The organism is Streptomyces sp. NPDC028308, assembly GCF_055565855.1.
Window position 1 is genome coordinate 76,209 of sequence record NZ_JBVHTO010000003.1, and the last position, 23,019, is coordinate 99,227.

Here is a 23,019-nt window from a genome sequence, read left to right on the forward strand (position 1 = left end):
CGATGACCGCTGACTCCTCTCCCGACGGGCGCCTGAGCCGCGCCCTGTCCAGCCTGCGCGGACTCGCCGTGGGAGACGCCCTGGGCTCGCAGTTCTTCCTGCCCGTGAACTACCCGCTCCTCAAGCGCCGCGAGCTGCCCGCCGGTCCGTGGCGCTGGACCGACGACACCGCGATGGCCTCCTCGGTCGTGGCCGTGCTGGCCGCGCACCACCGGATCGACCAGGACCGGCTCGCCCTCTCCTTCGCCGAGCACCACGACATCGACCGCGGTTACGGACCCGCGGTCGACCGGCTGCTGCGGCAGATCCGGGACGGCGGCGACTGGCGCGAGCTGTCCTCCGCGCTCTTCAAGGGCCAGGGCTCCTGGGGGAACGGCGCGGCCATGCGGATCGCCCCGCTCGGCGCCTGGTACGCGGACGATCCCGAGCAGGCCACGCACCAGGCCGAGATCTCCGCCTACCCCACGCACCAGCACCGCGAGGCCGTCGTCGGCGCCATGGCCGTCGCCGCGGCAGCCGCCCTGGCGGCCGACCCCGCCGGTCCTCCCGGCCCCGAGGCGCTGCTCGACGGCGTCATCGCCCTCGTACCGCGCAGCGCCGTCGGCGCGGGACTGCGGCGCGCCCGGGACATGCTCGACTACGGCGACACCGCCACGGTCGCCGCGGTGCTCGGCTGCGGACGGCGTACGACGGCGCACGACACGGTGCCGTTCGCCCTCTGGTCGGCCGCGCGGGCCCTCGGCGGCTACGAGGAGGCGTTCTGGACGACCGCCCAGGTGGGCGGCGACATGGACACCACCTGCGCCATCGTGGGCGGCGTGGTCGCCTCCGCCGAGACCGGCGCCCCGCCGAGCACCTGGCTGGAGCGGACGGAACCGCTGCCGGAGTGGGTGGCCGTTCCGGCGTGACGCTGCCGGCGGGCGGGTTGTTCGCCACGGGCTTGTGATGCGGTCGGCCCGGTGCGGGTCGGCCTCTTACGCGGCTTGCGGGTCGGCCTCTGATGCGGCTCGCGAGCTGCGGACCGGCCTGTGACGCGGATCTCCGTGTGCGGGTCAGCCTCTGATGCGGCTTGCCGGGGGCGCCGGTCACATGGCTGATTACTCACCACCCGCCACACCCGCCCCCTCTGTCACAGGCTTGCTACAGGCCGCCCTCGCCCGGCCCGGACCCGTCGCCCGTGGATAGCCTTGCCGCCACGCCGCCTGTTGATCTTGCCGGGCGAGCGCCGACGAGACACCGGTCACCAGCCCCTCCCGCCGCTCCGGCGCGCCCGGGGCCGCGCAGGGACCGGCTGGGAGGGGGTCCCGTGTCCGATACACCGTCCACGTCCGAGCCAGGAGATCCGGAGCCGAAGGGGCCGACGGAGAGCGCCGGTTCGGTCAAGAGCGCCGAGCCCGACGACACCGTCCCGGAGAACGACGCACCCGACGAGCAGGGTTCCGACGAGCACGGTTCCGGCGAGGACCACTGGGCCGCCCCGGCAGCGAGTCCCGTGTCCTGGCTCGCCGACCTGCGCGTCGGCACGCCCGCCCCGATCCGTACGGACACCCTGTGGGCCGTGCTCGCCACCGGCCTGCTCAGCATGCTGCTCCTGGGCGACGGCGTGGGGCTGAACCTGCTTCTCGTGGCGATCCCGGCGGCGCTCGCCGGCTACTTCGCCGCCCGCGCCGCGGGGCGCCGCACACGCGCGTGGACCCTCGGCTGGGGGATCGGCGGACTGGCCCTGCTGGCGGTGCCCGCGCTGCGCGACGCCGACTGGCCGTCCTTCCTGGCCGTCGTCGCCGCGGTCGCACTGGGCTCGCTCGCCCTGAACGGCGGACGCAGCTGGCTCGCGGTGCTGCTCAGCCCGCTGGGGATGTTCAACTCCGTCGTCACCGGTCCCGTCTGGGGCTGGCAGGGCCTGCGCGAGCGGGCGGGCGGCGCCCGGGGACGCGTCGGTCCGGTGCTGCGCGCCGTCACCGTGACCGCCGTCCTGCTGCTGGTCTTCGGCGCGCTCTTCGCGGGCGCCGACGCCGCGTTCGCCGACCTGCTCGGCAGCCTGCTCCCGGACGCCTCCGTGTCCGGCGGGCCCTGGCACCTCCTGCTGCTGTTGTTCGGCCTGGTACTGGGACTCGCCGCCGCGCACACGGCCGCCGCACCCGTCCACTGGGACCGCGCCGAGATACCCGAGGGCCGTGCCCGCGGCCGCTTCGAGTGGGCGCTCCCGCTGACCGTGCTCGTGATCCTCTTCGCCGTCTTCAACGCGGTCCAGCTCGCCGTCCTCTTCGGCGGCTACGACGCCGTGCTGGAGCAGACGGGCCAGACCTACGCCGAGTACGCGCGCCAGGGGTTCTGGCAGCTGCTGATGGCCACCCTCCTCACGCTGCTCGTCATCGTCCTGGCGCTGCGCTGGGCACCGCGCGACGGAACCCGCGACCGGACGCTGGTGCGCGGGGTGCTCGGAACTCTGTGCGCCCTGGCGCTCGTTGTCGTGGCATCCGCGGTGCGGCGCATGGACATGTACGTGGAGGCGTACGGACTGACGCGGCTGCGACTGTCGGTCGTGGCGGTGGAGCTCTGGCTCGGTCTCGTCATCGTGCTCATCATGGCGGCCGGGGTGTGGGGAGCCCGCTGGCTGCCCCGCGTCGTCGCGGCCTCCGCCGCCGCGGGAGTGCTCGCCTTCGGCCTGATGTCGCCGGACGCGCTGATCGCCGAGCGCAACGTCCAGCGGTACGAGGACACCGGCAAGATCGACGTCGAGTACGCGCGCGGGCTCTCCGCCGACGCCGTACCGGCGCTCGACCGGCTGGAGGAGCCGCTGCGCAGCTGTGTGCTCCAGTCCGCCGACGAGGACCTGACGGACGGCGACGAGCCCTGGTACGCCACCAGTTGGGGCGAGGCGCGCGCCCGCGACATCCTCGCCGAGCGACCGCTGTCGAAGAACGCGGACTGGTCCGTCTGCAACCGCCTGAGCGAGGAGATGACGTACCGCTGAGGTGGCGGGGGCGCCGGGGCGCGGGGGGCACTGAGGGCGATCGGGAGAGGCTGGGTGGGCCCCTGCCTGGTAAGGCGAGGGCCGGTACCGCGAAGGCCGGGTCGACGTCCTTGCCGTCGGACTCCCGGGCGTGGCCCGGCCTTCGCGGCGCCCGGGTCAGCCCGCCGCGGGTCCCGCCGTGCCGGCGAGCGCGTCCAGGTCGCTCTTGCGGACCTTGATCACGACGGTCGCGACGATCAGGGCGAGCACGGCCATCGCCGCGGCAGGGATGAAGGCCGCGGAGATGCCCTCGGCGAGCACCTCGTGGCCCCAGGGAGCGGGCAGTTGGTGGGTCTTGGCGAACTCGGCCTTCTGCTCCGGCGAGGCGTCGGCGAGGAAGCTCGGCACCTGCTTCTCCGCCTCGTCACGGCTGGCCGAGCCGAAGACCGTGGTGAGGATGGAGAGACCGAGCGAACCGCCCACCTGCTGCGTGGCGTTGAGCAGTCCCGAGGCCGCGCCGGCCTCGTGCGAGGAGACGCCCGAGACCGCGGTGAGCGTCAGCGTCACGAAGTTCAGCCCCATGCCGAAGCCGAAGAGCAGCATCGGGCCGAGGATTCCGCCGACGTACGAGCTGTCGGGGCTGATGAAGGTCAGCCAGCCCAGTCCGAGCGCGACGAGCGACGAGCCCACGACCATGAACGGCTTGGGGCCGAGCACGGGCAGGAACCGCTGCGACAGCCCGGCGCCGGTGACGATCGCGACGGTCACCGGGAGGAAGGCGACTCCCGCCGAGATCGGGCTGTAGCTCAGCACGTTCTGCACGAAGAGGACGATGTAGAAGAACATGCCGAACATGGCGGCGGCCAGGCTGAGCATGATCACGTACGTGCCCGAGCGGTTGCGGTCGGCGAACATCCTGAGCGGAGTGATCGGCTCCTTGGCCCGCATCTCGACGAACCCGAAGAGCAGCAGCAGGACCACCGCCGCACCGAAGGAACCGAGGGTGAGGCTGTCCCGCCAGCCCTCCTCCGCGGCCCGGATGAAGCCGTAGACCAGGGATGCCATGCCGAGCGTCGAGGTGAGTGCTCCCGCGACGTCGAAACGGCCCGGGTGGCGTTCGGACTCGCTGATGTACATCGGGGCGAGCACCGCGATCAGCAGGCCGATGGGCACGTTCACGAAGAGAACCCAGCGCCAGTCGAGCCACTCCGTGAGCATGCCGCCCGCGAGCAGGCCGACGGCGCCACCGCCCGCGGAGACCGCGGCGAAGACACCGAAGGCCCGGTTCCGCTCCGGGCCCTCCGGGAAGGTGGTGGTGATCAGAGCCAGCGAGGTGGGAGACGCGATCGCGCCACCCACACCCTGGAGGGCGCGCGCGGCCATCAGCTGCCAGGGCTCCTGGGCCAGACCGCCCAGCAGCGAGGCCGCCGTGAAGAGCAGGATGCCGGTCATGAAGACCCGGCGCCGCCCGAGGATGTCACCGGCCCGCCCGCCGAGGAGCAGCAGACCGCCGAAGGTGAGGGTGTAGGCGCTGACCACCCAGGTCAGGTCGGTGGTGCTGAATTCGAGGGCGTCTTGAATGTGCGGGAGCGCGATGTTCACAATCGTCGCGTCGAGGACCACCATGAGTTGGCAGGCCGCGATGACCGCGAGTGCGATGCCGGGATGTCCTTCCCGACGGGCCGCTCCGGGCTTCTGTTTGGGAATCAACTGAGAGGTCGTCACTATGGGTCCCCCACAAGTACGTTAGTGAACGCTCGCGTTCACTGGCGCGACAACGGTAGTGACTCCCCGACAGTGAACGCAAGCGTTCACTGAAGACGCTGCCGCTTTTCGTGATGTGCTTGCTCGTCCCCACCCGGAATCCCCAATTCCGCATGCTTGACGGAGAGACTCAGATGGATACTTCGCGCTGGACGGGCGCCCCCGCTCAGGCGGCCTCCCCGCGTCGCCGCGGCGCCGTACTCGAACGGGCGATCCTCGAAGCCGCCCTGGAACAGCTCGGTACCGTCGGCTGGAACGGTCTCACCATGGAGGGGGTCGCCTCGGGCGCCCAGACCGGGAAGGCCGCGGTCTACCGCCGGTGGCCCTCCAAGGAGGACCTCGTCGTGGACGCCCTGCAGGCCGGGCTGCCGCGTCTGAGGGAGGCGCCCGACCTCGGCAGCGTCCGCGCGGACCTCCTCGAACTGTGCCGGCGCGTGCGCGAGGCCATGTACTCACGGCCCGGACTCGCCCTGCGTTCCGTCCTTCACGAATGCGACGCGGCCCAGGCCGAACGCTTCCACGGAGTGATCCTCGGCGGCGTCGTCGAGCCCACCATGCATCTGCTCCGGGAGGTCATCCACCGCGGAATCGAGCGGGGCGACGTGCGGCCCGACGCCGCGAACAGTTACGTGTTCGACGCCATCCCGGCGATGATGATGTACCGATCGAAGGTGTGCGCCAGCGAATGGAGCGAGACGGACCTCGCGGAGATGATCGACCACCTGATGATGCCGCTGCTGCGCCCGGACCCCGCCTGACCAAGGGATTTCCCGCGGCGGCCGGGCGCCCGGTGCCGTCCCGGCAAACCTGGGTGTCGCGGCGGCTTCCGGGCGGCGTACGCTAAGCACGCCATGCCGTACGAACCTCCCACCCACACCGTCGAGCGCTCCCTCCGCGCCACGACCGGAGCGAAGGTCATTGCCGGTGTCGACGAGGTGGGGCGGGGCGCCTGGGCCGGTCCCGTCACCGTCTGCGCGGCGATCACCGGACTGCGCCGACCGCCCGAAGGCCTCACCGACTCCAAGCTCCTCACGATCAAGCGCCGCACCGCGCTCGCCGAGGAGCTGCGTACCTGGGTGACGTCGTACGCCCTCGGGCACGCCTCTCCGGAGGAGATCGACGGCATGGGCATGACCGCCGCCCTGCGGCTCGCGGCGGTGCGCGCCCTGGAGACCCTGCCGGTGCGCCCCGACGCCGTGATCCTCGACGGCAAGCACGACTACCTCGGCTCCCCGTGGCGCGTCCGCACGGTGATCAAGGGGGACCAGTCCTGCGTCGCGGTCGCCGCGGCCTCGGTGATCGCCAAGGTGCAGCGCGACAAAATGATGGCCGAACTGGGTATCGACCATGCAGACTTCGGTTTTGCGGCCAACGCCGGGTATCCGTCCCCGGTGCACAAGGCCGCACTGGCGGAGCGGGGCCCCACCCCGTACCACCGGCTGACGTGGGCGTATCTTGATGCGCTGCCCCAGTGGCGGCACCTCAAGAAGGTCCGCGCCTGGGCGGACGGAAACGTTCCGGAGATCGAGGGCCAGCTCGGCTTCGATTTCTGACGGTCCCGTTCGCACTTGTGTGCCACCCGCCGAGGCGTGTCGCACCGGCGTTTGATAGATATCAACTCATGCCTCTCCTTCCCGAGGAGCCTCAGATTCACGAGAGTGCCCAGGGTCCCCGCGCGACGTCGGCCAGTGGCCGTACAGCGCCGACCCCCCGCCCCGTACCCGGCCCCCGTCCCGCGGCTCCGCCGCGTCCCGGCCGTCCGGGTCCTGTCCGGCCCATGCCGGTCCAACGCACGTCGCGCGAACCGGCCGTGACCAAGCCCGGGCCCCCGGCCCCGGCCGCCGCCAAGGCCGGTTCCACCCCGCAGATCCAGCTGATCCCGGCCTCGGCCGAGGGCGCGCTGGACGCCGCGGAAGAAGCCGTCGACCTGCTGCTCGAGTCGGGCCGCGCCCCGGGTGAGGTGCTGGTGATCACCACCGGCGACCCGCACCCGTGGGCCGCGCACGAACTGTCCTTCGGCGAGACCGCCTACTGGGGTCTGCACGACGCCGGGGACGACGTCTTCTATGCCGACGCCTCCGTCGCTGGCCGGGCCTCGTCCCGACCCGTCGTCGTGGTCGCCGTCAACGGCGGAACCGTCGCCGCGGTCGCCTCCGCCCTGCCGCTGGCCCTTGGCCGGGCCGATGCCCTGCTGATCGTCTGCGGTGACCCGCAGCAGATCAACTCGGTGCTGGGTGCGGGAGTCTGAGCCGTTTCCGGACGCCGTCCGGAACCGTTTCGGCCTCCGCTCCCGGCCGTGTCGGGAGCGGGACGAGCACGGGGAGTCCGTCGGGGGTGCCGCACCGCGGCACCTGCACGGTGGGCGTTCTCCTGTGCCTCGAAGTCGACGCTGACCGCTGAGACTGTCGCGGACTCCGGCTCCGACTCCGACGCTGAGGCTGTCGCCGATGCCGATGCCGATGCCGATGCCGATGCCGATATCGAGACCGACGCCGACGCCGACGCCTGAGCACGGTGGGTACTTCGGCGTGTCTGTCAGCTTGGGGCGGTGATTTCGCCGCTGGGGGCGGCAGGCCGTGCTTTACGAGTCGGCCGGATCAGAGCTTCGTTGTTTCGGTGCCTCGCCGCTTTGGCTTCCCCGGTGCTGCGGTGCTGCGGTGCTGAGGTGCTGCGGTGCGGTCGGCGCGGTTCTTCGGGACGCTGCGGGTGCGGGGTGGGCGGGGCGCGGGTGCGGGCCCGGGGGCCCGTGGTTCCGGGCCGGTAAGCGGCGATAGCGATGTCCCGCCGTGCCGCCGCGGGGCATTGGGCGTCGGCCTGTCGCTACCGTGCGTCCGCTGCCGTCACGCGAGGGCCGCGAGAGGTGTGCCCCGGAACCGCGCCCGCGACTCCGTCATTCCTGCTCTCCCTGCCCCGCCGTCGAGCCGGGTCAGGGCGCCGACGACGGTTCTTGCTCCCCACGCGCGGGCCTGTCACCCCGGTCGTTCCTCAGCGGGCGGCGGCCCGGCGCAGCAGCTCGGACGCGGCACCCCCGGTGCGCGGCGCCGGGAGCGGGGCGTCGGCCGTGGCGAAAGGCTCCGGCGCCGAGTCGACGCTGGGGCGGCGCCCTCCGCGACCCTCACCGAGGACCTGCCATCCGTCACGCGTCAGCGTGATGTACGCCCCGCAGCGCAACCCATGCAACGTGCACGCGTCCCGCAGTCCCCACATCCACGCCCCGTCCTCCTCCGTCCAACGCGCGTCGCCGTCACGGCAGTAGAGCAGCACGGCGGTACGGACCGGGGTACGGCGGCGCAGGTCGTGCGGGATCACGCGGCGCAGCTGCGCGAGCAGCACGTTGCGGAACATCCACCCGTCGGCCGGTGCCGGCCGACGCGTGAACGAGGCGCTCGCACACAGCCGCTCGTCCGGGTCGAGAACGGCCACGATCACGGTCGCGGGCCCGGGGCGGTGCCGGGAGTGCAGCCCGCTGACGACCTCGCGCGGGTCACGCAGCAGGGGGATTCCCGCGGCGGCCCACTCGGCCGGTTCGAGCATCCTGGTCAGTGGATTGGCGGAAGCGGCGGACAGGTCGGCAGACGTCGACATGGATGCCGCCGAGGACGGAGCGAATCCGAAGGTCACGGTCCTCCCTTCGGCTACGCGCCCACACTTCGGGCGAGGGTCGGACTTGGGGGAGCGCGCACCGCAACAGGGCCCTACCGGACCACGGACGAGCCGTGCGGGGAGCGGAGTTCAATTCTTCCTGTCGAACTTGGTTGCGGCAACGAGCAATTGGGGCCACGGACTGTTTTGCGGCGAAAAGCCGTCTATATCCCTGCCCACTGTTCCCGTCGGCGACGCATGGGGTCACGCTTGCACGGCGAGGACCAGCGGCAACACCCCCTGTGCACCTGCTCGTCGAAGGAGTCGTGCGGCCACAGCGAGCGTCCAGCCGGTCTCCATGGCGTCGTCCACGAGCAACACCGGGCCGTCGGCTTCCTTGAGCACGGCCGCCAGCTCCGGCGGCACGGTCAGCGCACCGTCGAGCGCCTTCAGCCGCTGGGCACTGTTGCTTCGCGAAGCCTGTGAGATCTCACCCGTGTACTCGACGGTCCCGAGCAGGGGGAGTCGCCCGATCTCCGCGATCCGCGCGCCGAGCGACTGGATCAGCTGCGGACGTGAACGCGAGGCCATGGTGACGACACCGGCCGGGCGCGGCTGCGCGTCCGGCTGGCCCGAGGCCCAGCCGCCGGGACCCTTCGCCCAGTCGGCCAGCACACCCACCACGGCCTGGGCGACATCGTCGGGCACCGGACCATCCGGAGCCTGAGGCGCGAGCATCGGTCGCAGTCTGTTTCCCCAGCCGATGTCCGAGAGCCTGCCCAGCGCCCGCCCGGGAGAGAACTGCTCCCCGGCCGGAATGCGTCCCTTGAGGTCGACGCCGACCGCAGGAAGGCCGGTGGGCCACATCTTCCGGGGCTCGACCTCGACGCCCGCGCGCCCCAGCTCGCCGCGTGCCGCCTCCAGCGAGGTGGGGGAGACCGAGTCCGTGAACCGCGGCCCCGCGCAGTTGTCGCAGCGTCCGCAGGGTGCGGCGGCCTCGTCGTCCAGCTGCCGGCGCAGGAACTCCATCCGGCAGTCCGTCGTCGTCACGTAGTCGCGCATGGCCTGCTGCTCGGCGGCCCGCTGCTTCGCGACCCAGGCATAACGCTCCGCGTCGTACGTCCACGGGACTCCCGTGGAGATCCAGCCGCCCTGGACCCGCCGCACCGCCCCGTCCACGTCCAGCACCTTGAGCATCGTCTCCAGGCGGGAGCGGCGCAGCTCCACGAGCGGTTCGAGCGCGGGCAGCGACAGCGGCCTGCCGGCACCGGCGAGCGCGTCGAGGGTCCGGCGGACCTGCTCCTCCGGCGGGAAGGCGATCGACGCGAAGTATTGCCAGATCGCTTGGTCCTCCTTGCCCGGCAGGAGCAGCACTTCGGCATGCTCCACGCCTCGGCCCGCACGCCCCACCTGCTGGTAGTACGCGATCGGAGACGAGGGAGACCCGAGGTGCACCACGAAGCCGAGGTCGGGCTTGTCGAACCCCATGCCCAGCGCGGAGGTGGCGACCAGGGCCTTCACACGGTTGGCGAGCAGGTCCTCCTCGGCCTGCTGCCGGTCCGCGTTCTCCGTCTTGCCCGTGTACGACGTCACCGTGTGGCCGCATTGGCGAAGGAACGCGGTGACCTCCTCGGCGGCCGCCACGGTGAGGGTGTAGATGATCCCCGACCCGGGCAGGTCGGGGAGGTGCTCGGCCAGCCAGGCCATGCGGGTGGCGGCGTCCGGCAGCTGCAGCACTCCGAGACTGAGGCTCTCCCGGTCCAGCGGACCGCGCAGGACGAGCGCGTCCGTGCCGCCGCCCGTGCCGAGCTGCTCGGCCACGTCGGCCGTGACGCGCGCGTTCGCGGTCGCCGTGGTGGCCAGCACCGGAACGCCGGACGGGAGGTCGGCGAGCATCGTCCGCAGCCTGCGGTAGTCGGGCCGGAAGTCGTGGCCCCAGTCGGAGATGCAGTGCGCCTCGTCCACCACGAGCAGACCGGTCGCGGCGGCCAGCTTGGGGAGCACCTGGTCGCGGAAGTCCGGATTGTTGAGCCGCTCCGGGCTGACCAGGAGCACGTCGACCTCGCCCGCGGCCACCTCGGCCTGGATGGTGTCCCACTCCTCCGGGTTGGACGAGTTGATCGTGCGGGCGCGGATGCCGGCTCGGGCGGCCGCCTCCACCTGGTTGCGCATGAGTGCGAGGAGCGGGGACACGATCACCGTGGGTCCGGCCCCCCGCTCCCGCAGCAGGGCCGTCGCGACGAAGTACACCGCGGACTTGCCCCAGCCGGTGCGCTGCACGACCAGGGCTCTGCGCTTGTCGGCGACCAGGGCCTCGATGGCACGCCACTGGTCCTCGCGCAGCCGGGCGTCGCCCGCCGGCGCACCGACCAGCCGGGCGAGTACGGCATCGGCCGCGGTGCGCAGGTCTTCGTCGGCCGTGAGGCGCTGGTCTTCGTTGCTCATGGCCCCATGCAACCCGATGGGTCGGACAAAGCGCGAACGAGCAGCTCGGACTGTGGACAAGTCCTGTCGTGCCCATGCTCATGGTTATCCACAGGCTCCAGCGAGTTTTCCGGTTTCGCGGGATGGTCACGGCATGACGAATCACAGCGAAACGACCGGCACCTCCGAAACGAGCGGCATCGCCGGCGAAGGTGACATCAGCGCGCGGGCACAGCAAGAGGACGCGCGATGTGGGGAGTACCCGCAGGCGCCCGTTCGTGCGGGCGAGCAGGAGACGGGGGAGGAGCCGACGAGGGAGCAGCCGACGGGGGTGCGGGCCGGCGGGGAGGAGTCCTTGGCGGCTCAGCGCTTGGGCCTGGGCAAAGCCGGTGATCCAGGGTTCGGCGAGCGCGGTGGAGGCGTGGGCGGCGAGGAGTCGGCCGGGCGCGTGAGCCCTGCCGAGCCGCTCACCTTCGTCGGGCACGGCACGGCTCCGGGTCTCTCCGGTCAGCAGCAGGTCACGCTCCGGACGCCCGCGGAGCTGGCCGACGCGCTGCCCTACCTCCTGGGCTACCGACCCGAGGACAGCATCGTGCTGGTGGCACTCCACGACCGGGAGCAGCGTGGCCGGTTCGGAGGGCGGGCGCGACTGGGAATCCCGGCTCAGACGGACGACTGGTCCTCGGCGGCGGGACAGCTGGCGCGGGGACTGGTGCTGGGGAGTGAGCGCAGGGGCGCCCGGCCGGAGACCATGGTCGCCTACCTCTGTCAGGAACCGCGGAGCGGCGAATCGGGACGGGACGTGATGGAACGCCTGCGCCCCTTGGCGCAGCTGCTCCGCACCGCCTGCGGCACCTTCGACGTCCCGGTGGTCGAGGCCCTGTGCATCTCGGACGGCCGCTTCTGGTCCTACTGCTGCCCGAGCGAGGACTGCTGTCCGCCGCACGGCGAACCGATGGGACTGCCGGGCACATCCGTCCTCGCTGCCGCCGCGACCTATGCCGGACTCCAAGTGCGCGGCAGTCTGCGCGAGTTCAGGGCCAGGCTCAGTCCATGGGAGACGGCAGTGGCCTTGGACCAGGAGGCCGCCCTGGACGCCGCGAGCATGTCCCTGGTCCCCCGGATCCTGGACGCCGGGAGCCGCACGGAGGTCGCGGAGGAGACCCTCGATCTGGCCCGCAAGGCCATGGGGCGTATCGCCGGCACCCGTCCGGTGGCCGGCTCGCTCGACTCGGACCGACGCGACGACGAACTCCTCGGGCACGACGAAGCCGCCGCCCTCATCCTCGGCCTCCAGGACCGTACGACACGCGACCGGGCGGCCGAGTGGATGGAAGGCGAGGAAGCGGGGCCGGCCCTGCGCCTCTGGCGCGCACTGGCCCGCCGCTGCGTCGGCCCGTACGCCGAGCACGCGGCCGCGCCCCTCACGCTCGCGGGATGGGTCGCGTGGTCGTCCGGTGACGAGCTGGAGGCCCGTGAAGCCCTGGCCATGGCCATCGGGGTCGACCCCGACTACCTCTTCGCCCGCCTCCTTCACCAGGCCTGCAACGAGGGCCTGGACCCGGAGTCGGTCCGCCGGTGCCTGCGATCGGAGCGCGAAGGCCGCACGGCGGACTCCGGAGGCTCGGATCCAGCGGCCACCGGGAACCGCTCGGACGGCTCGGCCCCGTCCGGCGCGCCTGAGCTGTCGTCGTGCGTCGGGCTGCCCGGTGAGGCCGCGCAGCCGTCACCGCCCTCGCGTCGGCGGCGTCGCCGGGTGCGTACATCGGAGGGCAGCATGCATCCGAGTCGTCGGGCATCCCGTATCGCCGCCGCTCGACGTCGCCGTCCCGCCGAGAGCCCCGCGTCCGAAGGCGGCGGGGCTCTCGGCCTCGCGTCCGAAGGCGGCGGCGCGTCCCTCGCGAGCGACGTCCCGAGGATCCATCCCCAGCTCCGGCGCCGGGTGACCGGCCATGGAACCGGCGAGGACAGGTGAGGACTGAGCCTGGGACGGGACTGCGCGGCGTCTCGGCCCGCGTCCTGGGTTGGCTCCGCCACGGGTTGAAGCGCCGCTCCGGCCCTGCCTCGCCACCCGCCCCGGGCCGCCGCCATCCGGTCGGCTTCTCCCTCCGGGGGCGTGACCCGCGGGACGGCCGCCCCGTTCACCTGAGTGGCGGATCTCGTGGCCGTGCCGCGCCGCCGCACAGTCCACGGTCATCCGGAGCCCGCCACCTGGCACCGAGCGTGCCCCAGGCGTACCGAGCGCAGGAGAAGCCGCCCCATGCCGCTGTCCACCCCGTCCTCCACCCCCGACGGCGACCGTCCGTCCCCTCACTCACCCACCCGTCCCTCCACACGCGCGGGTGTCCCACCGCCCACGTTCGAGGACACGGGCAGGTCGGCGACGCAGCGAGACACCGGAGCCGACTTGTCGACTCGGCAGCCGGGAGTGACGGACCCGTCGACGCGGCCTCCCGGCACGGTCGGCCTGGTCGCTTCGAGAGCGTCCCTGCCCCTGCCCACACCGCGCAGGGCCCCGGAGCTCCCGCCCGCCCACGCCGCGCTGGTCTGCGTCTCGCTTCCGGGGTTGGCCATCTCCACGGATCAGGGACAGTTGACGGGCCAGGGGCTGGACGGGTTCTACCGGGCGGGCCGGCGTCTGCTCTCCCGCTGCCAGGTCCGGGTGGCCGGCCGGGAACCACTCGCCGTACAGGCCCGGATGACCGCCGCCGACCGAGCCCGGTTCGTGGGGACGCTGCGGGCGTCTCCCGACGGTGGTCCGGACCCCGACGTGATCGTGGAGCGCACCAGGAGCGCCGACGGCACGGAGCGGATCACCTTGCACAGCTCGGCCCGCCGCCCTTTGCGCCTGCCGGTGGAGGTGGCCCTGGGGACGGATCTCGCGGAGCTCGGCGCGATCGCCTCCGGCGGGGCGGGACCGGAACTGCCCGCGAGCGTCCACGCCTCCGGCCTGCGCTGGTCGGCGGCAGGCGGCCGCTCGGCGACGGTCACGGCCGAGCCGCAGCCCACCGACGCGCTGGCGTCCGCGGGGTTGCTGCGCTGGGAGGTGGAGCTTCCGCCCGGCGGCACACTGACCATGGAGCTGCGAGTACGGATGGACGGTGCGGGACCCGGCGGAGCGGTTGGCCGGGGTGCGCCGAGCCCGCTGGCCAGGGCCGGGGCCACCGGCGACGACGCCAGGGCCCAGGCACTGCTCGACACCTGCGTCGAGGACCTCGAAGCACTGTTGCTGCGCGACCCGGGGCACCCCTCCGACGTCTTCCTCGCCGGCGGAGCCCCCTGGCGCTGCGGCATGGCTCCCGCGGAGGCCCTCGTCTCGGCACGCATGACGCTGCCGCTCGGCACCCGGCTCGCCGCGGGCACCCTGAGGTCCCTCGCGCGCACTCAACTCGGCGGTCCTGGGCCCCAGTCCGGCATGATCCCGGGACCGCGCAGGGACGCCGGCCCGCATCTGCCACCGGGCTGCACGTCCACCGAGGCGACACTCCTGTTCCCCGTGCTTCTGGCGGAAGCCCGGCGATGGGGTCTTCCGGACCAGCAGACCGAGGAACTGCTGCCCGCGGCCGAGGGCTGCCTTCAGTGGTTGCGGACCACCGTCGGCGACGGCACCTATCTGCCCGACCCCCACCCCGGCGGACCACTGCGCTGCGAGACACAGGCCTATGCCCACCGTGCGGCCCTCCTCGGCGCCGATCTGCTCGATGCCTACGACAGGCCGGGTGGCGCGGGGCTGCGGCAGTGGGCCCAGAGCATGCGCCGCGCGTTCCGCACCGACTTCTGGCTGGAGGACCGGGGAGGCGGCAGGCCGGCGGCGGCCCGTGCGCCGGACGGGCGCCTCGTGCCCCACCTGGGGGCGGGCGCCGCGCACCTCCTCGACACCGGTCTGCTCGGCGCCGGGACCTCCGCCGCGGGGCTGCTCGACAAAATGCAGACCGAGCAGCTCGCCCGGTTGCTCGGCGGTCCGGCCATGGACTCGGGCTGGGGGCTGCGCAGCCTCGGGGCGAAGGAAGCCGCGTACAACCCGTTCGGGCATCGAGGCGGAGCCGTGCGTATGCAGGAGACCGCCGTCGCGGTCGCGGGGCTGGCCGCGGCCGGGTACGAGAGGGAGGCAGGCTCGCTGCTGCGGGGCGTGCTGGCGGCCGCCGAGACCTTCGGCCACCGGCTGCCCGAGATGTACGCGGGGGAGCAGCGCAGGGAAGACGGTGCCCCGCTGCCGCACCCCGCAGCCTGCCGTCCGGCGGCCACCGCCGCTGCCGCCGGGGTGCTCCTGCTCACTTCGCTTGCCGGGATCCGGCCCGACGCCCCGGCCGGGACGGTGACGCTTCGTCCCATGAGCAGCGCGCCCCTCGGGGAGATCGGGCTCACGGGACTGCGTGTGGCGGGCGCGCCCTTCTCCGTACGCGTCAGCCGGCTCGGCGTCGCCATGGTCGAGGAAGCGGCAGAGGGGCTGCAGTTGGGGGCGTGAGCTGGCGCGACGTGACGCGGGAGGGCGGCTGCGGGGGCCTCTGGAACACGTGTCGCAGCGCAGTGGATCAGCCATGGATGCGACCGACGAAGGGAGTGTTTATCGTCAGGCAGACGACTATGATCGCGGCATGCCCTACGACCCGTCGGCTTACCCGCCCTTCGCCGTGACCGTGGACCTGGTCGTGCTGACCGTACGACGCCATGCCCTGTGCGCGTTGGCGGTAAGGAGGGGCGAGCAGCCGTTCCAGGGGCGGTGGGCGCTGCCGGGCGGCTTCGTGCGGTCCGACGAGGACCTCGCACAGGCGGCGGCCCGTGAACTGGTCGAGGAGACCGGGCTGTGCGCGCACGACCCCTCGGCTCCGGCGCAGGACAACGGCGCACACCTGGAGCAGCTCGCGACCTACGGCGACCCCAAGCGCGACCCGCGGATGCGCGTGGTCAGCGTCGCTCATCTCGCGCTGGCCCCCGACCTGCCTGCGCCCCGGGCGGGCGGTGACGCCAACAGCGCCCGCTGGGCGCCGGTCGAGGAGCTGCTGCAGCAGGGCGGTTACGGCCGGGACGGCGAGCAGGCGGCCCCGCTCGCCTTCGACCACGCCCAGATCCTCTCGGACGGGGTGGAGCGCGCCCGGTCCAAGATCGAGTATTCGTCACTGGCCACCGCTTTCTGCCCGACCGAGTTCACCGTCGGTGAGCTGCGCCGGGTGTACGAGGCCGTGTGGGGTGTGGCGCTGGACCCGCGTAACTTCCACCGCAAGGTGACGGGCACGCCGGGCTTCCTCGTGCCCACCGGCGGTACGACCACCCGGCAGGGCGGCCGCCCCGCGCAGCTCTTCCGCGCGGGTGGCGCCACGCTGCTCAACCCGCCGATGCTGCGCCCCGAGGTGTGACCTGACCTGGCCGTCGGGTAGCGGCGGCGGGTGAAGGCGTAGGTGGGCAGGTCGACGCGGCGGCGGGAGCGGCGGCCTCGGCTGGTCACGACGACTTCGGCCGCGCGCGATGAGCGGCCCGGGACCGGCGGCCGCAGCCGCCCCCGGCAGGCGCGGCCGGAGATGGACGAAGTCGGCTCGTAGCGCGCCCCGGGGCCTGACCTGGTCGTCGGGCGAGAGCGGCGGCCCCCGGGGCGCGTCGGCTTCCGCGCGTGAGACGAGAAGGTCCGGGACCGCTGGCCGCAGCCGACCCCCGCAGACGCGGCCGGAGACGGGCGAAGTCGGCTCCTAGCGCGCCCCGAGGTGCCCGGAAAACGGGAAATGTACCGCTATCTTGCTCAGGGTGATCCAGGCCATCGGACTGACCAGCAACCCTCGCAAGGAGCTACCCCCCGCCCTCGACGACGTCTCCTTCGAGGCACACGCGGGCCGTGTGACGGCGCTCCTCGGAGCACCGGGCGCAGGCAAGACGACGGCCCTGAGACTCATGCTCGAACTCCAACAGGGCCGCGGAATCGCCTACTTCAGAGGTCGGCCGCTGCACCGCATCGCCCATCCGTCGCGTGAAGTGGGCGTTCTCCTCGGCGATGTGCCCGGTCACCCGTCCCGCAGCGTGCGGGGGCATCTGCGCATGCTGTGCGCGGCGGCCGGCGTGCCCATGCGCCGGGCCGACGAAGTCCTCGAAGTCGTGGGCCTCGTCAGCCTGCGTGACGAGCGCCTGGGCACTCTCTCGCGGGGAATGGACCGACGTCTCGGCCTCGCGTGCGCACTGCTGGCCGACCCGCACACGCTCGTCCTCGACGGCCCCGCGGCGGGCCTCGCCACGCGCGAGGCCCGCTGGCTGCACGAGATCCTGCGGGCGCACGCCGCACAGGGCGGCACCGTGCTGTTCACCACCGACGACCCCAAGGAGGCCGCCGGGGCGGCCGACCGGGTCGTCACGCTGGCCGAGGGGAAGCTCCTCGCCGACCAGGACGTCGCCGACTTCGCCCGCACGCGGCTGCGTCCCCGGGTCGCCGTCCGCAGCCCGCACGCAGCCCGGCTCGGCGTCCTGCTCGCCAAGGAGGCCCGGGCGACCCAGCGCTCCGTGGAGGTCGTCCACGAGGACGGCAACCGCCTCTCGGTGTACGGCAGCGCGTGTGCCGACGTCGGCGAGACCGCCTTCCGGCACGGCATCCTCGTCCACCAACTCGCCGACGAGATCGGCGACATGGGGCCCAGTGCCGAACCGGCCGACGAGGGGCGCGGGAGCGGTGAGTCACGGCCCGTCGAGGTGCTGGACGCGGACGACGGCGCCTCGTCGCCCCTGCCACCGCCCATCAGCGTCCGCCAGGCACCGAGCCCGCTGCGACCACTGCGCTACGAACTGCGCCGCGCCGCCGGGGTCGGCACCGGATATCTCACCGCAGCCGCCGTACTCGTCACCTCCGCGCTCGTCTCCGTTCTGCTGGCCCGGATCGGGCACACTCCGCAGGCGCGACTGCTCGCCGCGTGGCCGAGGGAGTTCCCGTTGCCGCCCGCGGCGCTCGGCGCGGGACTGCTCGGCGCGATCGCCTTCGGCGAGGAGTTCCGGCATCCCGCCCTGGCCGCCGACCGCGGAACCGTGCCCCGGCGCATGAGCCTGCTCGTCGCCAAACTCCTCGTCAGCGGTGCCACGGCGCTGGCCCTCGCCTTCCTCACGGTCGCCTGCGACTTCGAGGCGCTCTACCTCCTGTACGGCCAAGAACTTGCCGGAGTCCCCTCCGACTGGCCTGCCTTGGCCGTCAGTTGGGCCGGGGTCGTCGTGGGATGCGCCTGGGCCGGTGTGCTGGCCGCCGGTGTCTTCCGGTCCACGACGGCGGGCCTCGCCGCCGTGCTCACGGTTCCGATCCTCGTCGTACCACTCGTACAGAAGGCCGTGGAGGGTCCGTCTGTGCGGTCCACGGCCGGTTTCTCCGTGCGGTTGCGTGAGCACTTGCTGTCGCAGTGGCCGTTCGGCGGAGAGCGTGTTCTGGCGGCCGGGGCGAAGGCGGTGGCCCAACCCGTCGGCGGCGCCCTCACGTTGTCGCTGGCCGCTCTGCTCTGCGCATATCTGCTCACGACCCTGCGCGGCAGGGTCCGATGACGACCATCGGCACCCTTCCCTTCCGGCGCTGCACACAACTCCCCGGGGAACGCTCATTTCTTTCCGATAAGGCGTCAATTGCGACGGGGTGAGCGATCACCCTTTCGTGTGCTTTTCACCAAAGACCTCAAGGGAGTTGAACGGGGCGCCGACAAAAGATCCGTGAGTACCCTTGCGCACACCATGATGACCGCCGCCCGCTCCGCAGACTCCGGCCTGGCCGGCCCGGGCGAACTCGACCGCTACCCCTACGCCGAAGCCCCCGGTGTCGACCGCGTAGGCATTCCCGCCTGGGAGCACTCGGAGCCGGAGCTCGGCCGCGTGGGCCGGCGCGCCGCCGGCAGTCGCGGCCGCGGACTGCACGGCCAACTCGTTCAGCAGCTGGGCCAGATGATCGTCTCCGGCGACCTGGGCGCGGACCGCCCGCTCGTTCCCGAGGAGATCGGCCAGCGATTCGAGGTCTCCCGCACCGTCGTCCGCGAGTCGCTCCGCGTCCTGGAGGCGAAGGGCCTCGTGAGCGCGCGGCCGAACGTGGGCACGCGCGTGCGCCCGGTCAGCGACTGGAATCTCCTCGACCCGGACATCATCGAATGGCGGGCCTTCGGGCCGCAGCGCGACGACCAGCGCCGCGAGCTCAGTGAGCTGCGCTGGACGATCGAGCCGCTTGCCGCGCGCCTGGCCGCGGGACACGGGCGCGAGGAGGTGCAGCAGCGCCTCGGCGACATGATCGAGATCATGGGCCACGCCATGGCGCAGGGTGACGCCCTCACCTTCTCCCGCGCCGACGCGGAGTTCCACTCCCTCCTGATCCAGGTCGCCGGCAACCGCATGCTGGAGCACCTCTCGGGCATCGTCTCGGCCGCGCTCCAGGTCGCAGGGAACCCGGTCACCGGCTGCGACCGGCCCACCGAGGCCTCGCTGTCGTACCACGCGCGGATCGTCGACGCCCTCGCCGCGAGCGACGGAGCGGCGGCCGAGGCCGCCATGCGCCAATTGCTCACCGTCCACCCCGAGGTGGAGCGTGTGGTGCCCGCGCCGCGCGAGCACTGACGCGCACCAGGCGTGGCGCGGCCGAAGGCGGGTGTCCACGACAGGCATCGCACGGCCGGCGCCCCAGTTCGCGCCGGACCCCGTCGGATCCCCAGGGATCGACGGGGTCCGGTGGCGCGAGGGGCCGAGAAGCCCGCAGAATGACCACCTCTGACATTATTCGGCCGCTTTTGTGTGCTTACGGGGTGTGACTCGGGCCACGCAGATTGGGCGTAACGCTCCTCGGAACCACGCGATGACCTAAGAGGTGACAGCCGAGGAAGGAATACGGACGCCGTTCATGGCGCTGTGCATCTTCCCGGCCCCCGCCCGCGCCGTCGGCCCATCCCCAAGTCGGCGGTCGTCGGCTCCTGTCCGTACCGGACGGGGCCGGAAGCCGTTTTCCAACGTTCCGAGAGGTTGTTCGTGTCGGCCAGCACATCCCGTACGCTCCCGCCGGAGATCGCCGAGTCCGTCTCTGTCATGGCGCTCATCGAGCGGGGAAAGGCTGAGGGGCAGATCGCCGGCGATGACGTGCGTCGGGCCTTCGAAGCTGACCAGATTCCGGCCACTCAGTGGAAGAACGTACTGCGCAGCCTCAACCAGATCCTCGAGGAAGAGGGTGTGACGCTGATGGTCAGTGCCGCGGAGCCCAAGCGCACCCGAAAGAGCGTCGCAGCGAAGAGTCCGGCCAAGCGCACCGCGACCAAGACCGTCGCGGCGAAGACGGTGACGGCCAAGAAGGCCACCGCCACCACTGCCCCGGCGGCCCCCACCGCGGACGAGCCGGCTGAGGACGCGTCCGTCAAGCAGGCTGCCGCCAAGAAGACGACCGCCAAGAAGGCCGTCGCGAAGAAGACCGTCGCCAAGAAGGCGACGGCCAAGAAGACCACGTCCAAGAAGGACGACGCCGAGCTGGTCGACGACGAGGCGGTCGAGGAGACCGCCGGTGCCGTCAAGGCCGGCGAGGAGGAAGAGGAAGGGACCGAGAACAAGGGTTTCGTCCTCTCCGACGACGACGAGGACGACGCACCGGCCCAGCAGGTCGCCGTCGCCGGTGCCACCGCCGACCCCGTCAAGGACTACCTCAAGCAGATCGGCAAGGTCCCGCTGCTCAACGCCGAGCAGGAGGTCGAACTCGCCAAGCGCATCGAGGCCGGTCTGTTCGCCGAGGACAAGCTGGCGAACGCCGACAAGCTCGCCCCCAAGCTCAAGCGCGAGCTGGAGATCATCGCCGAGGACGGGCGCCGCGCCAAGAACCACCTGCTGGAGGCCAACCTCCGTCTGGTGGTCTCCCTGGCCAAGCGTTACACCGGCCGCGGCATGCTCTTCCTGGACCTGATCCAGGAGGGCAACCTCGGTCTGATCCGCGCGGTCGAGAAGTTCGACTACACCAAGGGCTACAAGTTCTCCACGTACGCCACCTGGTGGATCCGTCAGGCGATCACCCGAGCGATGGCCGACCAGGCCCGCACCATCCGTATCCCGGTGCACATGGTCGAGGTCATCAACAAGCTCGCGCGCGTCCAGCGCCAGATGCTCCAGGACCTGGGCCGCGAGCCCACCCCGGAGGAGCTGGCCAAGGAACTCGACATGACCCCCGAGAAGGTCATCGAGGTCCAGAAGTACGGTCGCGAGCCCATCTCGCTGCACACCCCGCTCGGCGAGGACGGCGACAGCGAGTTCGGTGACCTCATCGAGGACTCCGAGGCCGTCGTCCCGGCCGACGCGGTCAGCTTCACCCTGCTGCAGGAGCAGCTGCACTCCGTCCTGGACACCCTCTCGGAGCGCGAGGCGGGCGTCGTCTCGATGCGCTTCGGTCTCACCGACGGTCAGCCGAAGACCCTCGACGAGATCGGCAAGGTCTACGGCGTGACCCGCGAGCGGATCCGCCAGATCGAGTCCAAGACCATGTCGAAGCTGCGCCACCCGTCGCGTTCGCAGGTCCTGCGCGACTACCTGGACTAGGCCTCGGCCGTACGTCTCCCAGGACCCGGCTCCTCACGGAGCCGGGCCCTCGACGTGTCCGGGCGTGCCTCCTCCGGTCATCCGGGCGGGTTCCTGTCCACGCGTATGTGCGAGTGTCCTCCGTGCGTGTGCGCGGGGTGCGGGTCCGTCCCCGCTGGATCACTCTGGGTCTTCCACGACCACCCCTGAGTGAGGAGAGCGCATGCGCCGTCCCTTCGCCCGAGTCCTGGCCCTGGCGGCCACGGCGGCCGTGATACCGCTGGCGTCACCCGCCCACGCGGCCCCCGACAACGTCGTCATCGGCGGCTATCCGGTCGAGATCTCCCAGAGCCCCTGGACGGTGGCGCTGGCCAGCCGTGACCGGTTCGGAGGTACGCGGGCGGGGCAGTTCTGCGGGGGCGTGGTGATCGGCCGGTCCACCGTGCTGACCGCGGCCCACTGCCTGAGCGAGGACGTGCTCGGGGCGCCGCCGCAGCAGGTCCGGGACCTGAGGGTCATCGCGGGCCGGGGGAACCTGACCTCGGACGCCGGCAAGGAGATCCAGGTCCGCGACACCTGGGTGAACCCCGACTACGACCATCGCACCAAGGCCGGTGACTTCGGGACGCTCACTCTCGCCAGCCCCCTGCCCGAGAGCTACGTCATCCCCACCGCGCCCAAGGGCGATCCCGCTTACGCCCCCGGGACGGTCGCCGAGGTCTACGGCTGGGGCGACACCACGGGCGCAGGCGACTACGCGGGCGGTCTGCGGGCGGCTCGGGTGAAGGTGCTGCCCGACGCGGCCTGCGAGGAGGCCTACCCGGGCAGCTCGGACGGGACGTACCGGGCGGCCTCCATGTTGTGCGCCGGAGAGGTCAGGGGCGGACGGGACGCCTGTCAGGGGGACAGCGGCGGTCCGCTGGTCGCCCAGGGACGGCTGATCGGGCTGGTCTCCTGGGGGAGCGGCTGCGGGCGTGCGGGGAGCCCCGGCGTGTACACGCGGGTGTCGGACGCCGTACGGCGGCTCGGAGGGCGCTGAGGCCCCGGCTGGGTGTGCTGACGGGCTCGGCGGGCTTGCGACCCGGCGAGCTCGGCGCTCAGCGGGCTCATGCTTCAGCGGCCCTGTGGTTCACCGGACTCGTGGCCAGGCGCGCTCGGCATGCTCATCGTTGCCGGTCGCTGCTGAGCCGGTCCAGTGGCCTGGGGGTCGCTTAGGCCGTGGCGGTCCGGCTGCTTGGGGGTGGCTGGGGTGCCGAGCCCGTCTGTGGGCTCGACGGCTGGGGGGGGAACGAGGTGCGTCGCGGTACGAGTACGGGCGGCCACTCCCCGTTTCGAGGGGGTGGTCGCCCGTGGACCGGCCTGATGCCGGCACTCGCTCGTCGTCGACGCGAAAGTCAGCGATCTTCGTCGCTGACTGTCGGAACGGACGTCAGCCGCTCCGTCTCGTCCTGTATCTCAGCGGCGATCTTCTTGAGTTCCGGCTCGAACTTGCGACCGTGGTGGGCGCAGAAGAGCAGTTCTCCGCCGCTCAGGAGGACGACGCGCAGATATGCCTGGGCGCCGCAACGGTCGCAGCGGTCAGCGGCCGTCAGCGGGCTCGCGGGGGTCAGAACAGTAGTCACGTCGCCTCTTCTCTAGCTCGACGAGCTGTCGTACCAGGGTCAACATCCAACCAGGCCGAAAACGTTCCCGCTCGTGGCTTCTCCTCGAAAATTTCTTTCCGAGGTGGCTGTCTGCTGCCGGTTGGCGGCGAATGTGCCGTATTACGTGGTTCGCGTCTTACGGGTTCGCGTTGTCTGTCAGTGTCGGTCCTCCCGGCTGGC

At 72.1% G+C, this 23,019-nt stretch carries 16 protein-coding genes; 12 read left to right on the top strand and 4 right to left on the bottom strand.

The features are described from left to right. Positions 1-2 precede the first annotated feature (2 nt). Both ACZ4VA_RS08015 and ACZ4VA_RS08020 read left to right on the top strand, forming a co-directional pair. Complete coding sequence (locus tag ACZ4VA_RS08015; RefSeq protein ID WP_468080391.1) at positions 3-908, top strand: ADP-ribosylglycohydrolase family protein; 906 nt, start codon at positions 3-5, stop codon at positions 906-908. 398 nt (positions 909-1,306) lie between these two features. Continuing rightward, complete coding sequence (locus ACZ4VA_RS08020; RefSeq protein WP_468080393.1) at positions 1,307-2,974, top strand: DUF4153 domain-containing protein; 1,668 nt, start codon at positions 1,307-1,309, stop codon at positions 2,972-2,974. A gap of 156 nt (positions 2,975-3,130) precedes the next feature. Here the strand turns inward: ACZ4VA_RS08020 and ACZ4VA_RS08025 are convergent, their stop codons facing one another. After that, positions 3,131-4,678 (bottom strand): MFS transporter, encoded by a 1,548-nt coding sequence (locus ACZ4VA_RS08025; protein ID WP_355783474.1) that lies wholly within the window; start codon positions 4,676-4,678, stop codon positions 3,131-3,133. Between the two features lie 173 nt (positions 4,679-4,851). Between ACZ4VA_RS08025 and ACZ4VA_RS08030 the strand changes: the two genes are divergently transcribed. The 3 genes from ACZ4VA_RS08030 (at position 4,852) to ACZ4VA_RS08040 (ending at position 6,965) form a co-directional block, all read left to right on the top strand. Continuing rightward, complete coding sequence (locus tag ACZ4VA_RS08030) at positions 4,852-5,475, top strand: TetR/AcrR family transcriptional regulator (RefSeq protein ID WP_468080395.1); 624 nt, start codon at positions 4,852-4,854, stop codon at positions 5,473-5,475. Between the two features lie 93 nt (positions 5,476-5,568). Further along, positions 5,569-6,270, top strand: a complete 702-nt coding sequence (locus tag ACZ4VA_RS08035) for a ribonuclease HII (RefSeq protein WP_355783469.1) — start codon at positions 5,569-5,571, stop codon at positions 6,268-6,270. 68 nt (positions 6,271-6,338) lie between these two features. Next, complete coding sequence (locus ACZ4VA_RS08040; protein WP_356243853.1) at positions 6,339-6,965, top strand: hypothetical protein; 627 nt, start codon at positions 6,339-6,341, stop codon at positions 6,963-6,965. A 737-nt stretch (positions 6,966-7,702) separates the two neighbouring features. On the opposite strand, the gene ACZ4VA_RS08045 is transcribed toward ACZ4VA_RS08040, so the two are convergent. Continuing rightward, entirely contained in the window at positions 7,703-8,338 is a 636-nt protein-coding gene (locus ACZ4VA_RS08045) for a hypothetical protein (RefSeq protein WP_355783463.1), read from the bottom strand. Positions 8,339-8,563: 225 nt separating this feature from the next. Next, positions 8,564-10,744: a RecQ family ATP-dependent DNA helicase gene (locus ACZ4VA_RS08050; protein WP_468080398.1), complete on the bottom strand. Its 2,181-nt coding sequence runs from the start codon at positions 10,742-10,744 to the stop codon at positions 8,564-8,566. Positions 10,745-10,877: 133 nt separating this feature from the next. Between ACZ4VA_RS08050 and ACZ4VA_RS08055 the strand changes: the two genes are divergently transcribed. The 7 genes from ACZ4VA_RS08055 (at position 10,878) to ACZ4VA_RS08085 (ending at position 22,235) form a co-directional block, all read left to right on the top strand. Then, entirely contained in the window at positions 10,878-12,698 is a 1,821-nt protein-coding gene (locus ACZ4VA_RS08055) for a DUF4192 domain-containing protein (protein WP_468080400.1), read from the top strand. A 285-nt stretch (positions 12,699-12,983) separates the two neighbouring features. Next, the gene (locus ACZ4VA_RS08060) at positions 12,984-15,188 is read left to right on the top strand and encodes a glycogen debranching N-terminal domain-containing protein (protein ID WP_389390260.1); all 2,205 of its coding nucleotides are present in this window, start codon (positions 12,984-12,986) and stop codon (positions 15,186-15,188) included. 130 nt (positions 15,189-15,318) lie between these two features. After that, positions 15,319-16,077, top strand: a complete 759-nt coding sequence (locus tag ACZ4VA_RS08065) for an NUDIX hydrolase (RefSeq protein WP_355794163.1) — start codon at positions 15,319-15,321, stop codon at positions 16,075-16,077. 382 nt (positions 16,078-16,459) lie between these two features. Beyond that, positions 16,460-18,220 carry an ABC transporter ATP-binding protein gene (locus ACZ4VA_RS08070; RefSeq protein ID WP_356243841.1) on the top strand — a complete coding sequence of 587 codons (1,761 nt, stop codon included), beginning with the start codon at positions 16,460-16,462 and terminating at the stop codon, positions 18,218-18,220. Between the two features lie 162 nt (positions 18,221-18,382). Next, on the top strand, positions 18,383-19,270 hold the full coding sequence (locus ACZ4VA_RS08075) for a FadR/GntR family transcriptional regulator (protein WP_355787277.1): 888 nt from the start codon (positions 18,383-18,385) through the stop codon (positions 19,268-19,270). 405 nt (positions 19,271-19,675) lie between these two features. Beyond that, positions 19,676-21,217: an RNA polymerase sigma factor gene (locus ACZ4VA_RS08080; RefSeq protein WP_355787280.1), complete on the top strand. Its 1,542-nt coding sequence runs from the start codon at positions 19,676-19,678 to the stop codon at positions 21,215-21,217. A 202-nt stretch (positions 21,218-21,419) separates the two neighbouring features. Further along, positions 21,420-22,235, top strand: coding sequence for a S1 family serine peptidase (locus ACZ4VA_RS08085; protein ID WP_355790983.1), 816 nt, complete (start codon positions 21,420-21,422; stop codon positions 22,233-22,235). A gap of 355 nt (positions 22,236-22,590) precedes the next feature. On the opposite strand, the gene ACZ4VA_RS08090 is transcribed toward ACZ4VA_RS08085, so the two are convergent. After that, positions 22,591-22,818 (bottom strand): DUF7455 domain-containing protein, encoded by a 228-nt coding sequence (locus tag ACZ4VA_RS08090; protein ID WP_355790980.1) that lies wholly within the window; start codon positions 22,816-22,818, stop codon positions 22,591-22,593. Positions 22,819-23,019 lie beyond the last annotated feature (201 nt).

Excerpts from the sequence above, each read along its gene's own strand:
- ACZ4VA_RS08015 (WP_468080391.1), top strand. The coding sequence starts at position 3 with ATGACCGCTGACTCCTCTCCCGACGGGCGCCTGAGCCGCGCCCTGTCC.
- ACZ4VA_RS08030 (WP_468080395.1), top strand. The coding sequence starts at position 4,852 with ATGGATACTTCGCGCTGGACGGGCGCCCCCGCTCAGGCGGCCTCCCCG.
- ACZ4VA_RS08035 (WP_355783469.1), top strand. The coding sequence starts at position 5,569 with ATGCCGTACGAACCTCCCACCCACACCGTCGAGCGCTCCCTCCGCGCC.
- ACZ4VA_RS08040 (WP_356243853.1), top strand. The coding sequence starts at position 6,339 with ATGCCTCTCCTTCCCGAGGAGCCTCAGATTCACGAGAGTGCCCAGGGT.
- ACZ4VA_RS08050 (WP_468080398.1), bottom strand. The coding sequence starts at position 10,744 with ATGAGCAACGAAGACCAGCGCCTCACGGCCGACGAAGACCTGCGCACC.
- ACZ4VA_RS08055 (WP_468080400.1), top strand. The coding sequence starts at position 10,878 with ATGACGAATCACAGCGAAACGACCGGCACCTCCGAAACGAGCGGCATC.
- ACZ4VA_RS08060 (WP_389390260.1), top strand. The coding sequence starts at position 12,984 with ATGCCGCTGTCCACCCCGTCCTCCACCCCCGACGGCGACCGTCCGTCC.
- ACZ4VA_RS08065 (WP_355794163.1), top strand. The coding sequence starts at position 15,319 with ATGCCCTACGACCCGTCGGCTTACCCGCCCTTCGCCGTGACCGTGGAC.
- ACZ4VA_RS08085 (WP_355790983.1), top strand. The coding sequence starts at position 21,420 with ATGCGCCGTCCCTTCGCCCGAGTCCTGGCCCTGGCGGCCACGGCGGCC.